Origin of the sequence: Plantibacter sp. lyk4-40-MEA-4 (assembly GCF_030209415.1) — a bacterium.
Taxonomy (GTDB): domain Bacteria; phylum Actinomycetota; class Actinomycetes; order Actinomycetales; family Microbacteriaceae; genus Plantibacter; species Plantibacter flavus_A.
In genome coordinates, this window is the sequence record NZ_JARVSA010000001.1 from 264249 (window position 1) to 276578 (window position 12330).

Consider the following 12330-nt stretch of genomic DNA (forward strand, 5'->3'; position numbering starts at 1 on the left):
AAGGAACGACCGACCCCGCGCGTTGTACCGCGTATGACCACGGAGTTCGCCAACGAGACCGATGCCCAGCGCTACACCATGCACGTCGACGGCCAGCTGGTGAGCGTCGTCGACTACCGCATCTCGGGCGACTCAATCTCCTTCCCCCGCACCTTCACCACGCCGCCGTTCCGCGGCAAGGGGTACGCGGGCGAACTCGTCGCCTACGCGGTCGACGACGTCGAGCAGCACAGCGACCGTCGGATCGTCCCGATGTGCTGGTACGTGGGCGAGTGGTTCGACGCGCACCCCGAGCGTCAGGACCTCCTCACCCGTTCCGCCGGCTAGCACCGGCGCGTCACCCACCGGCCACCTGGCGATTACGCACGGGGACTAGCGTCCCGACCATGCAGCAGCTCGTCGCGCACTACGCCCCGCCGCCCGCACTCGACCAGGTCGACGGTTACCAGGTGGTCGATGTCGACGACGACGACCCCATCCTGCTCGACGCCGCCGGCAGCCACATCGACACCTGGCGCGAGGGCTACCCGTACGCGGAGCGCATGTCGCGTGAGCAGTACGAGAGCGACAAACGGCTGCTCCAGATCGAGCTGCTGAAGCTGCAGAACTGGATCAAGGCGAACGACCGTCGGCTGGTCGTCGTGTTCGAGGGACGCGACGCCGCGGGCAAGGGCGGCACGATCAACCGCTTCACCGAGCACCTCAACCCGCGCGGCGCCCGTGTCGTGGCGCTCGAGAAGCCGACCGCCCGCGAGTCCACGCAGTGGTACTTCCAGCGCTACGTCCAGCACCTGCCGGCCGCCGGCGAGATCGTGCTGTTCGACCGGTCCTGGTACAACCGCGCGGGCGTCGAACGCGTGATGGGGTTCTGCACCCCGGCGCAGTACGACGAGTTCATGCGCCAGGCACCGCTGTTCGAGCAGATGCTCGTCGGCGACGGCGTCGACCTCGTGAAGTTCTGGTTCTCCGTCTCCGCCGACGAGCAGCGGACGCGCTTCGCGATCCGGCAGGTCGACCCGGTGCGGCAGTGGAAGCTCTCCCCGATGGACCTCGCGTCACTCGACAAGTGGGGCGATTACACCCGCGCGAAGGAGGCGATGCTCGAAGCGACGGACACCGCCGACGCCCCGTGGACGATCGTCAAGAGCAACGACAAGAAGCGCGCCAGGGTCGAGGCGATGCGGCACGTGCTGCACCGCTTCGACTACGACAACAAGGACCACGAGGTCGCCGGCACGCCCGACACCAACATCGTCGGGCCCGCCGCCTCGGTCTACGAGCGCGGCGAGCGCAACGTCGGCGACTGAACCGGGGACGCAGGGCCGCAGTGCCCGCTATCCTCTGGATCATGCAGCCGAAACCGTCACCGTTGCGACGCCTCACCTCGTCGAGCGCGATCTACGGCACCGTCGTCTACGCCGGCCTCGTCGGCGCGTCGAGCGTGTACGAGGACGACGACGTCGAACAGGTGCTCATCACGAGTGCGCTGACCCTCATCGTGTTCTGGCTCGCGCACGTCTACTCGGCCGCCCTCGCACACCACGGCGACGATCGGCACGAGGCGTTGGTGACACTCGGAGCGTCGATCAGGCACGGGTTCCAGGAGTCGTCCGGGATGCTCCTGTCCGCCGTGCTCCCGACGATCCCGCTCGTGTTCGGCATCGCCGGTGTGCTCAGCCATGAGCACGCCGTGATCCTGGCGTTGCAGGTGTCCACGCTGATGCTCTTCGTGCTCGGCTGCGCGGCCTTCGTGGTGCGCGGGTCACGCTGGTGGTGGTGTCTCCTCGGCGGTGTCGCGACGGCCCTGTTCGGGATCGTCATCATCCTGCTCGAGGCCGGCACCCACTAGTCCGGCCCGCGACGGGTCCCGAATGGCTGGTGCCGAGCGTCCGGGACCGACCGCTCGGGCCCCTTCGCGAGCTCAGCGGCGGGCGGCGAGCGCTTTCGCCGACTGCTGCGCGGCGCGACGGACCTCGCGGTCGGGGTCACGGAGGAGCGCTTCGAGGAGCGGCTTGGCGTCCTCACCACCGACGACGGCGAGCGCCCGGGCTCCGGCTGCGCGCACGCGGGCGTGGTCGTCGCTCAGCAGTGGGGCGATCGCGGCGACGTCGCCGATCCGACGCTCGGCGCAGACGCGTGCGGCCATCTCGCGGACGCGCCAGGCCTGGTTGCCGAGTGCTCCGACGACGGGCGCGGTGGCCGAGTCGTCCCACACGTGCAGCAGGGCGCGGGTGCCCCAGAGCTCGGGCCAGTACAGCGCGGGCGCTCCGCCGAGGATGCCCTCGGCGTGGTGTCCGCCGACGACGCGGAGGAAGTCCTCACCCTCGTAGCGACCGGCGAGCAGGGAGACGCAGCGTTCGACGACCCGGGTCTCGCTCTCGGCGGCCACCGCGTCGGCGAGCCGTTGCTCGAGGGACGCCTGCGTGGCGGGGGTCGACGGGTCGGGTGTCTCGTTCTGCGCTGTCATCGTCCCCCCACCCTAGCCCGCGAGCTGTCACCAACGGTGGGTGATGCAGGCCTACACCCGCCACTGGTGACAGTTCGCGGGCTGCGGCAGGTTATGGGACGCGGGTGAGCCAGGCGTCGGTGGCGAACTTGTCGGTGACGAGCTGCTCGGCGGCGGCGCGCTCGGCATCGGTGACGTGGCCGGGGGTCGCGCCGGTGATCTCGACGAAGGTGTCCTTCATGCGGTCGATGATCTCGGCCCGCGAGAGCCCGGTCTGGCTGCGGAGCGGGTCGACGCGCTTCGCCGCAGAAGTCGTGCCCTTGTCGCTGAGCTTCTCACGCCCGATGCGGAGCACCCGGGTCATGAGCTCCCCGTCCATGTCGTAGCTCATCGTGACGTGGTGCAGGACGGCGCCGTTCCCGAGTCGCTTCTGCGCGGCACCGCCGATCTTGCCCGACGGGCTCGTGATGTCGTTGAGCGGCTGGTACGTCGCCTCGATGCCGAGCGAGCGGAGGGCGACGAGCACCCAATCGTCGAGGTAGGCGTAGGAGTCGGCGAAGGTCATGCCGTTGACGAGCTCGGCCGGGACGTAGAGCGAGTAGGTGATGATGCCACCGCGCTGCATCATCATCGCCCCACCGCCGGAGACGCGGCGGACGACCTCGAAGCCGTTCGCCTTCGCGTTGTCGAGGTCGACCTCGTTCTTGAGCGACTGGAAGCTGCCGATGACGACCGCCGACTGGTCCCACTCCCAGATGCGGAGCGTCGGACCACGGCGGCCCTCGCCGACCTCGTTCGTCAGGACCTCGTCGAGCGCGAGGTGGAGCTGGGGTGACACCGAGCCCTCGTGGATGAGCTGCCAGTCGTAGTCGCCCCAGCCCGTCGCCTTCGCGAGCGAGCGGCGGATCGCTGTCGCGACGGCTTCGGGCGTGAAGCCGAGGAGCACGGCGTCCTCGGGCAGGGCTCCGCGGATGGCTGCGGCGAGGCCTGCGGCGTCGGTGGTGGCGGGGAGCCCCGTGACGGCGCGGTCGATCAGCGCGAGTGCGTCGTCGGGTTCGAGGAAGAAGTCACCCGCGAGGCGGAAGTCCGCGATGCGGTCGTCGACCACCTCGAGATCGACGACGACGAGCTTGCCACCCGGGACCTTGTACTCACCATGCATGCCCCCAGCCTATTCCTGGACGGCGTCCGGATTCCCCGGAAGGGGCGTCGAACCGGGTCAGGAGTCGAAGCCGATACCGAAGCGGTCCATGACCTTCAGGAGCAGGCCGTCGCGGCCCTCGTTCGCGTCGGAACGGGCGACCGCACGGCGGACGGTCTGGATCGCGGGGTTCGCGATGGGCTCCGGCGGGATGGGGATCGGCTTGGACCGGACCATCTTCAGGCGGGTCAGCTCGGTCGACTCGCCACTCAGCAGATCGAGCATGACCTTCGCACCGAAGCGCGTGGCGCCGACCCCGAGTCCGGTGAAGCCGGCGCTGTAGGCGACGCGTCCGCCGAGTGCCGTGCCCTGGAACGCCGAGAGCCGCGAACACATGTCGATCATGCCGCCCCACGCGTGGGTGAACCGGACGTCGAGTTGCGGGTAGGTCGTGAAGAAGTGGTCGGCGAGGGTCTCGAACGTCTCGCGGCGCTGATCATGCTCCGGCCGGATCCTGCCACCCCGGTGGTAGACCGCGTCGAAGCCGCCGTAGAGGATGCGGTCGTCGGCGGACCTGCGGGAGTAGTGGAACTCGCGACTCGAGTCGGCGATGCCGAAGCGATCGGTCCACCCGATGCTCTCGAGCTGCTCCGGGGAGAGCGGCTCGGTCATGAGCACGTAGTCGTACACGGGGATCGTCAGGAGCTCCGTGCGCTTGAGGAGCGACGGGAAGCCGTTGGTGGCGAGCGCGACGTGCCGAGCCTGCACCCCGCCCTGCTTCGTGGTCACCGCGACGCCGTCGCCCGAGCGTCGCAGCCGGGTCGCCGGGGTGTGCTCGAAGACCCGCACTCCGAGCTCGATGCAGGCGCGCTTCAAACCCCAGGCGAGCTTCGCCGGGTGCACGAGCGCAGTGCTCTTCCACTCCCGCTGACCAGCCAGGTAGACGGGTGAGTGCACGAGCGCCTGGACGGCCTCGCGATCGAGGAAGACACCGTCGCCCGACACCTCGCGCAGCGCGTCGACCTGATGCGGCTCGGTCGCGACCGTGAGCACACCGGTGTGCTCGAACTCGGCGTCGATCCCGAGGCGGTCGAGCGTGGCGACGAACTCGTCGAAGTTCTCGTCCGCCAGGCGATCGAGCTCCGGCAGTTCTTCGGCGAAGTGGCGCTCGCCGTTGTCGACACCGTGGGTGAGGCTCTCCTCGAAGAAGCCGCCGTTCCGGCCACTGGCCGCCCAGCCGACCTCCTTGCCCTCGATGAGCACGACGTCACGCGAGGGGTCGGCCTCCTTGGCGATGAGCGCGGTCCAGAGTCCGGAGTAGCCGCCGCCGACGACCAGCAGATCCGCCGTGACCTGGCCGACGAGTCGGGGCTCCGGCGTCGGCCGGTCGGGGCTGTCGAGCCAGTACGGGACCGTACTCGCTCCCGCGAGCGACCGCGCGATGCGCTCGGCCGAGTTCCGTCTGCGGTGGCTGTAGGTGGGTCCGTCCGAGGTCACCGGGTCTCCTCTGCGTCGAGTGTGGGTGTCGCGACTGTACCCCGCGGCCCCTGAGCTTGTCACCGGTCCGGATACCCGGCGGCCCGCCCGCTCAGGTGCGCTGGTCGAGCCACTCCACGACGTCGCGCTCGACGTCCTCGCGGTTCAGCTCGTTGAAGATCTCGTGCCGCGCCTCGGGGTAGATGACGAGCGTCACGTCCGTCAGCTTCGAGCGCTTGACGTACGCGTCGCGGAGCAGGGTCAGGCCGCGGACGCCGCCGAGGGCATCGTCGGAGCCGCCGAGGATCAGCACGGGCAGCTTGCGCGGCAGGCGCTTCGGCGGGCGGCCGAGGAAGGCGAACGCCTGGATCGGGTTCCACACCGGGGTGACGCCGATGTCGAAGTTGCGCTCGTCGGCGGCGAACGCGGCCCAGGCGGCCGGGTCGCGGTTGAGCCACTCGAGACCGGTCTTCCCGGTCTTCCGCCAGCGCTTGTTGAGGTCGCCGGCGTTGATGACGCCGGGCATCGCGAGCGAGGTGCCGGAGAGGATGAGGAGTTCGTACAGATCGTGTTCGGCGACGACCTTCTGCGCCATGAGCGAGCCCCAGCTGTGACCGAGCAACGCGAGCCGCGACTCGGGGAAGCGGGTCCGCAGGTACCGGCCGACGGCGGCGACGGAGTCGATCGCGCCCCGGGTGGTCCGCGGGCCGAGCTTGCCGAGGCCGAGGTGCTCGAGGCCCGTGCGACCGTGGCCGCGGTGGTCGTCGGCCACGACCGTGTATCCCGCGTCGTTGAGCCGTGCGGCGAGGCGCCCGTACCGGAGGGCGTGCTCGCCCGCGCCGTGGGCGATGTGCACGACGGCCCGCGGGTTCGGCACCTCCCACAGGTAGACGTAGACCGTGACGCCGTCGTCGTCGACGATCGTCTCGGTCGCATACGGTCGTGGCTCGACGGGGCGGTTCGCGTCGTCGACGGGTGGCGGGGTGTGCTCGCTCATCCCGCCAGCGTATGCCCTCGGACCGTCGGCGTCGCGAGTCCGTTTGCGGTTCCCGGAGGGCAGGCGTACGGTGAACGAGGCCCGAACGGCGGGCCGGCAGGTTTCGACGGAAGCGAGGTGAGCGGCCATGGCTGGTGACAGTACCCGCGCCACCGCATCGACGAGCCGCCCCGCCTCCCTCACCCGGTAGGCGCTGCCACCGCCGGTGCCGAGGCGCCCTCACTCACACCTCCCCGGGTGCGATCCACCGAGATCGCCTGCACCCGCGCGGCCGCCGCACGTTCCCGTCGATCGATGGACGGAGACCTCATGGCACTCATCGACAACGGCATCTACGTGACCGGACGGCGCTCGGCGAGCCCGCGATCGCTCGACGCCACGTACGAGCTCCTCAACGAACAGCGCGGCATGGCCTGGATCGGTCTGTACCGCCCGGAACCGTCGGAGATCCGCTCCGTCGCTCAGGAGTTCGACCTGCATCCGCTCGCCGTCGAGGACGCCTTGAAGGGCCATCAGCGGGCGAAGCTCGAGCGGTACGGCGACACGCTCTTCGTCGTCCTGCGTCCCGCCCGCTACCTGGACGAGGAGGAGCGGGTCGAGTTCGGCGAGGTGCACCTGTTCGTCGGACCCGGGTTCGTCGTCACGGTCCGCCACGCGGAGAAGCCCGACCTCGGCCAGGTCCGGCGGCGACTCGAAGCCCGGCCCGACATCCTCGCACTCGGTCCCGACGCCGTCCTGCACGCGGTGCTCGACCAGGTCGTCGACGGCTACGGTCCCGTCGTCGCGGGGCTCGAGAACGACATCGACGAGATCGAGGACGAGCTCTTCGGCGACGCCGCGGACGTCTCGCGTCGCATCTACGAGCTGCTGCGCCAGGTCATCGCGTTCCAGCGCGCGACCACGCCCCTGCGGGCCATGCTCCACGGCCTGCTGCAGGGTGCCGACAAGTACGGTCTGGACGAGGAGCTGCGCAACGGCTTCCGCGACGTGCTCGACCACACCCTCCGGATCGCGGAGCGCGTCGACTCCTTCCGCCACCTGCTCCGGAACGCGCTGACGGTGCACGCGACGCTCATGACGCAGCAGCAGAACGAGGAGATGCGACGCCTCTCGGAAGCGAGCCTCGCGCAGAACGAGGAGTCGCGTCGGATGAGCGAGACGGCGCTGGCGCAGAACGAGGAGATCAAGCGGATCTCCTCCTGGGCGGCGATCCTCTTCGCCCCGACACTCATCGGCACCGTCTACGGCATGAACTTCGACGACATGCCGGAGCTGCACTGGCAGTTCGGCTACCCGGTCGCGATCGGAGCGATGCTCGTCCTCTCCGGCACCCTGTACGCCATCTTCCGAGCCCGCCGCTGGCTCTGACCCCCCCCTGCTCGCGAACTGTCACCAACTGCCAGTCCTGCTCCCCGTGCACTGTCGGTTTGTGACAGTTCGCGGGTATACTTAGGGTGGCTAATGAGCTAGGCTAATGGATCGTGGCAAGCGGAGCAGCGACGAAGACCAGGGCACTGACGATCGCCGAGCAGGCGTCCGAACTCCGGATGGGCACCTTCCGGCTCGCGAGACGACTGCGCGGGGAGAAGTCGGTCGACGACCTCAGCGACCCGCAGTTCTCCGTCCTCGGAGGGCTCTACAAAGAGGGCTCCGCAACCCTGCGGGCACTGGCCGAACGCGACCGCGTGTCCGCGCCATCCATGAATCGCACCGTCAACTGCCTCGAAGAGGCCGGGTACGTCACCCGAGAAACCGACGCGGCCGACCGCCGGAAGGTCACCATCGCCCTCACCGAAGCGGGCCACACCACCGTCACCGAGACCGTCCGGAAACGCGACGCGTGGATCACCCAGCAGCTGCGCGCGCTCACCCCGGACGAACGCGACACCCTCGCCCGCGCAGCCGAGATCATGAGGAGACTCGCCACCCAGTGAGTGCAATGTTCCGTTCCCTGTCCAGCGTCAACTACCGCATCTGGTTCATCGGCGCCCTCGTGTCGAACGTCGGCGCCTGGATGCAGGCCACCACCCAGAACTGGGTCGTGCTGACCGACCTCACCGACAACGACGCCGTGGCCGTCGGCGCCACCATGGCCCTGCAGTTCGGGCCGCAGCTCGTCCTCGTGCCGATCACCGGTCTCATCGCCGACCGCTTCGACAAGCGGAAGATCCTCATCCTCACCCAGTCGAGCCTCATGCTCCTGGCCGCAGCCCTCGGCGCCCTGCTCATCTTCGGTCACGCCGAGCTGTGGCACATGTACCTCTTCGCGCTGGCCCTCGGCATCATCAACGCCGTCGACGGCCCGGCCCGCCAGACCTTCGTGTCCGAGCTCGTCGACGAGCACAACATGTCGAACGCCGTCGCGCTCAACTCGGCGTCCTTCAACGCGGCGCGCATGGTCGGCCCGGCCATCGCCGGTCTCCTCATCGTCGCGATCGGCTCCGGGTGGGTGTTCGTCGTGAACGCCTTCACCTTCCTCGGCGTCATCGGCGCCCTGTTGGCCCTGCGCACCGGCAAGCTCCGTCGGGCGCCGCGCGCACCGCGGGCTCGAGGACAGTTCGTCGAGGGCTTCCGCTACGTCCGCGGACGGCCGGACCTCATGGTGATCTTCGTGATCGTGTTCATCATGGGCGCGTTCGGCATGAACTTCCCGATCTTCGCCTCGACCATGGCCGTCGAGTTCGGCAAGGGCGCGGGCGAGTACGGCATCCTCTCCTCGGTGCTCGCGATCGGTTCCCTGACCGGCGCGCTCCTCGCGGCGCGGCGTGCGCAGGCCCAGATGCGGATGATCGTCGGCGCGGCCGGGCTCTTCGGCGTCGCTGCGCTCACGGCCGCGTTCATGCCGAGCTACTGGTCGTTCGCCGCCGTGCTGATCCTCGTCGGCTTCTCGACGGTGACGCTCCTGACGACCGCGAACGGACTCGTGCAGACGAGCACCGAGGCCGCCGTCCGTGGCCGGGTGATGGCGCTGTACATGGCGATCCTCATGGGTGGCACCCCGATCGGCGCGCCCATCGTCGGGTGGGTGGCGAACACCTTCGGGCCGCGCTGGGCGCTCGGCCTGGGCGCACTCGCCGGGTTCGCGGCCTGCGCCACCGGCCTGGCCTACGGGGTGTTCCGTCATCACCTCCGTCTGCGCGTCGCACCGGACTCCCGTTGGCGCCTGCAGTTCACCCACGACGGGGTCGTGTCCCCGGTCACGCCGGAGGACTTCTCGGAGCAGATCGCGCTCACCTCGCCGATCCCGCTGCCGAAGCCGAAGTCGCGCGCGAAGGCGCCCGAGCCGCGTCCGGAGTCGCGTCCCGAGTCGTCGCCGGTCGACGAGTCGACGACCCTCACCGGCTCCCGCCGCTAGACGGTCCTCCGCTCCGACCCGCTCGGCGTCCACAACTCCTGCATCCTGCGACCGCCGGGGCTCCCGGCCGGGCGGGGCGGCGGGTGACGCGGCCGGTCGTCACGCGCAGCAGGAGTCACGAACGAGCCGCCACCGGACGAACACTCGGGACCCAGCACCGCAGCTCATCGCGGTAGCGGCGGTAGGGCTCGCCGAAGCGCGCCTCGAGGTCGGCCTCCTCGACCGGCCGGACCAGGACGTTCCAGACGACGGCTCCGAAGACCGCGTAGACGACCACGATCCAGGACGACAGCAGGAGTCCGACGCCGACGCCCTGGACGATGCTGCCGACGGCCATCGGATTGCGGACGAAGCGATACGGCCCGGCGATGACGAGTCGGTTCGGCATCGCGGCGGGCAGCGGCGTCCCACCCCCGGTCGTCGCCATCGCGGCCGCCGACCAGAGCCCGACGACGCTCCCGAGCACCACGACGACGATGCCGGCGACGACGGCGATCTGCTCCGCGCCCGGCGTCAGGGCGATCGCGACCTGCCACCGCAGCTCGAAGAACCGCAGGACGGCGGGGATCACCGCGAGGAAGACGCCCCAGAACGCGACGATCTCGACGGCGGTCCTCACGAGTTGCGAACCGGTCGACGCCGACGCGTCCGCCGGGCGGAAGGCGAACGGCCCGACGGCGATCCACGCTCTCGGGATCCCGCCCGTGAGGACGAGCGCGAGTGCAGTGACCGAGCCGACCGCGGCACCGACCATCAGCAGGGCACCGATGCCCGCCTCCTGGGTCACGGCCGCGAAGATCCCCAGTGACACGGTGACCAGCAGCGTCCATCCGGTCGCGAGGATCGCCGCCCATCGGATGGCGCATGCGGCGAGCGCCGAGGCGACGACGAAGAGCGGGACGTCGAGCACGGCCATGACGACGGGGTCGAGGCTGCCGAGCGTCGCCGCACGGACGGGCGGGACGAGGAACACCGACACCCACCACGCTGCACCGGCGATGGCCTGCACCGCGAAGTACCAGCGTCCCCAGCGCTCGGCGCTCATGTGCTCGTCGGTGTCGGGGTCGGGGTCGGGGTCGTCATCGGCGTCGGCGCGCGATGAGCCACGCGACGAAGCGCCACCCCAGGAGGAGTGCGGCGAGGACGAGGACGGTCACGATGACGAAGCTGAGTTGGACGCCTTGGCCGGAGACCGCGCGCAGCACCATCCCGACGACGACGGTCGACACCCAGACGACGACGCCGGCCCAGCGGACGGAGCGGGTCTCACGCTGGCCGAGGACGAGTGCGAGGACGTGTCCGACGAGGAGTCCGACGGCGAACGGCCACAGCGTCACGAGGAGTCCGAGGATGCCTTCGCCGTGGCTGGCGCGGCCGATGAGGACGAACACGATGACGGCGAGGAGGTCGATGCCGACGGTCGCGGCGAATCCGGCGGGGGTCCTGCTGGGGCGGTCCATCCCCTCACCCTATTGGCGTCGCCGCCGCCCTCCCTGGAGGGAGGCCGCATGGCGCGCTGCGAGGCCTGTCGCTCGGTGCCGTCGCTGGCTACGATGGCGCTGACACCCGATCGACGAAGGAGCCGTCATGTCGTTCCAGGCCTATCTCGATGCCGCCGAGGCGAAGACCGGCAAGACCCCGCGCGAGCTCGTCGACGAAGCGCACGCCCGAGGCTTCGACGCGTCGACCAAGGCCGGCGAGATCCTCGAGTGGCTGAAGACGGACTACGAGCTCGGCCGGGGTCATGGGATGGCGCTCGTGCACGTCATCAAGAACGGTCCGACGATCAGCGCGAAGCACGTCGGCACCGACGGGGTGCACCGCGACGAGTCGACCGAGCTCTGGCTCGACGGAGCGGCGACGAAGCCCGCCGCGGGCTGATTCCCCGTCCGGGTTGCTGTCAGCGCGGTGCGCTGACGCGAGCGCGGGGCTGTGGCGTGAGCGCGCCCCTCTGGAGACCCGCGGTCACCCGCCAGACCCGCGCTGGAACCCGAACACCGCCGCTCGCGTCAGCGCACCGCGCTGGGCCCGGAACAGCGACCTTCGCGTCAGAGCGGTGCGCTGGCGGACGGAGTCTTCGCTCAGTACCAGAAGATCGGGATCCAGTCGCGATGGTGGGCGTGCACGATCGCGAGGAAGACGATCGCGTCGAACAGCAGGTGGACCGCGAGGATGTACCCGAGCGACCGCGTCTTCGAGAACAGGTACCCCTGCAGGAGTGCGAACGGGAACGTCAGTAGCGGACCCCACGAGCGGTAACCGAGTTCCCACAGGAACGAGACGAAGATGACGGCCTGCAGGAGGTTGGCCTGCCAGACCGGGAAGTGCCGTCGCAGCAGGGCGAAGCAGGTGCAGATGAAGAACAGCTCGTCCCACGTGCCGACCGCGTTGACGCCGACGAAGAACCGGCCGAGTTCCCCGGCGTCGCTGATCACCGGCCAGTTCTCGTAGGCACCGGAGCGGATGAAGTAGAACGGGAGAATCGCCCAGCCGAGCAGCGGAACGGCGACGAGATAGGCGATCTCGCCCTTCGTCTTCTTCTCGCGGCTGCGCCAGGGGAAGGTGATCGCCTTCCGCCGGTAGACGAATCGGTCGATGAGGAACGGGACACCGACCGCCAGCAGCAGGACGGTGCCGATGCGGAAGAAGCTCGGCCAGGAGACGTCCGCCTCCACGGATGTGGTCGAGACGATCCCGATGCCGATCGCGATGAGGAACAGGTCCTTCGCGAGCTCACGGTCGATGAGGATCGCGAGCGCGAGCGCGGCGACGAGGAGCGGATAGCCGGCGAGCGGCTGCGTGAGGCCGAAGAGGCAGAACGCGGACGCGGCGAGCAGCACCGCGGGGATCAGCTTCATCGGGCGGCGGGCCGGGACGATCATCTCGGTCTGCATGCCGTCGATCCTACGGGTGCC

14 protein-coding genes are annotated in these 12330 nt (G+C 69.7%); 7 read left to right on the forward strand and 7 right to left on the reverse strand.

The genetic code is table 11. The features are described from left to right. Window positions 1-33 precede the first annotated feature (33 nt). From QRN44_RS01295 to QRN44_RS01305, 3 genes are read left to right on the forward strand one after another with little or no spacing between them, the layout of a single operon-like run. The gene (locus QRN44_RS01295) at window positions 34-327 is read left to right on the forward strand and encodes a GNAT family N-acetyltransferase (RefSeq protein WP_071260637.1); all 294 of its coding nucleotides are present in this window, start codon (window positions 34-36) and stop codon (window positions 325-327) included. A 59-nt stretch (window positions 328-386) separates the two neighbouring features. Beyond that, window positions 387-1307 (forward strand): polyphosphate kinase 2, encoded by a 921-nt coding sequence (gene ppk2, locus QRN44_RS01300; protein ID WP_285038102.1) that lies wholly within the window; start codon window positions 387-389, stop codon window positions 1305-1307. 41 nt (window positions 1308-1348) lie between these two features. Continuing rightward, complete coding sequence (locus tag QRN44_RS01305; protein ID WP_079003533.1) at window positions 1349-1849, forward strand: hypothetical protein; 501 nt, start codon at window positions 1349-1351, stop codon at window positions 1847-1849. A 72-nt stretch (window positions 1850-1921) separates the two neighbouring features. Here the strand turns inward: QRN44_RS01305 and QRN44_RS01310 are convergent, their stop codons facing one another. The 4 genes from QRN44_RS01310 to QRN44_RS01325 form a co-directional block, all read right to left on the reverse strand. Beyond that, complete coding sequence (locus QRN44_RS01310) at window positions 1922-2467, reverse strand: HEAT repeat domain-containing protein (RefSeq protein WP_079706438.1); 546 nt, start codon at window positions 2465-2467, stop codon at window positions 1922-1924. Window positions 2468-2558: 91 nt separating this feature from the next. Beyond that, window positions 2559-3608: a lipoate-protein ligase LplAB gene (gene lplAB, locus QRN44_RS01315; protein WP_121292256.1), complete on the reverse strand. Its 1050-nt coding sequence runs from the start codon at window positions 3606-3608 to the stop codon at window positions 2559-2561. A 57-nt stretch (window positions 3609-3665) separates the two neighbouring features. After that, complete coding sequence (locus QRN44_RS01320) at window positions 3666-5084, reverse strand: NAD(P)/FAD-dependent oxidoreductase (RefSeq protein ID WP_285038103.1); 1419 nt, start codon at window positions 5082-5084, stop codon at window positions 3666-3668. A gap of 91 nt (window positions 5085-5175) precedes the next feature. Continuing rightward, window positions 5176-6060, reverse strand: coding sequence for an alpha/beta hydrolase (locus QRN44_RS01325; protein WP_285038104.1), 885 nt, complete (start codon window positions 6058-6060; stop codon window positions 5176-5178). Window positions 6061-6369: 309 nt separating this feature from the next. On the opposite strand from QRN44_RS01325, the gene QRN44_RS01330 reads away from it, so the two are divergent. From QRN44_RS01330 to QRN44_RS01340, 3 genes are all read left to right on the forward strand, one after another. Further along, on the forward strand, window positions 6370-7428 hold the full coding sequence (locus QRN44_RS01330; RefSeq protein WP_064295772.1) for a magnesium and cobalt transport protein CorA: 1059 nt from the start codon (window positions 6370-6372) through the stop codon (window positions 7426-7428). A 113-nt stretch (window positions 7429-7541) separates the two neighbouring features. After that, complete coding sequence (locus QRN44_RS01335) at window positions 7542-7994, forward strand: MarR family winged helix-turn-helix transcriptional regulator (protein ID WP_229939713.1); 453 nt, start codon at window positions 7542-7544, stop codon at window positions 7992-7994. Between the two features lie 5 nt (window positions 7995-7999). Then, window positions 8000-9415 (forward strand): MFS transporter, encoded by a 1416-nt coding sequence (locus tag QRN44_RS01340; protein ID WP_079003538.1) that lies wholly within the window; start codon window positions 8000-8002, stop codon window positions 9413-9415. A gap of 115 nt (window positions 9416-9530) precedes the next feature. Here QRN44_RS01340 and QRN44_RS01345 read toward each other — a convergent pair whose 3' ends face one another. After that, a complete protein-coding gene (locus QRN44_RS01345) occupies window positions 9531-10460 on the reverse strand; it encodes a methyltransferase family protein (protein ID WP_285038105.1) in 930 nt (309 codons plus the stop codon). Between the two features lie 34 nt (window positions 10461-10494). After that, window positions 10495-10875 (reverse strand): DUF3054 domain-containing protein, encoded by a 381-nt coding sequence (locus QRN44_RS01350; protein WP_064295756.1) that lies wholly within the window; start codon window positions 10873-10875, stop codon window positions 10495-10497. A 127-nt stretch (window positions 10876-11002) separates the two neighbouring features. Here QRN44_RS01350 and QRN44_RS01355 point away from each other — a divergent pair, with 127 nt between their 5' ends. Further along, window positions 11003-11296 carry a DUF4287 domain-containing protein gene (locus QRN44_RS01355; RefSeq protein ID WP_175117998.1) on the forward strand — a complete coding sequence of 98 codons (294 nt, stop codon included), beginning with the start codon at window positions 11003-11005 and terminating at the stop codon, window positions 11294-11296. Window positions 11297-11496: 200 nt separating this feature from the next. On the opposite strand, the gene QRN44_RS01360 is transcribed toward QRN44_RS01355, so the two are convergent. Then, complete coding sequence (locus QRN44_RS01360) at window positions 11497-12309, reverse strand: CPBP family intramembrane glutamic endopeptidase (protein WP_285038106.1); 813 nt, start codon at window positions 12307-12309, stop codon at window positions 11497-11499. Between the last annotated feature and the right edge of the window lie 21 nt (window positions 12310-12330).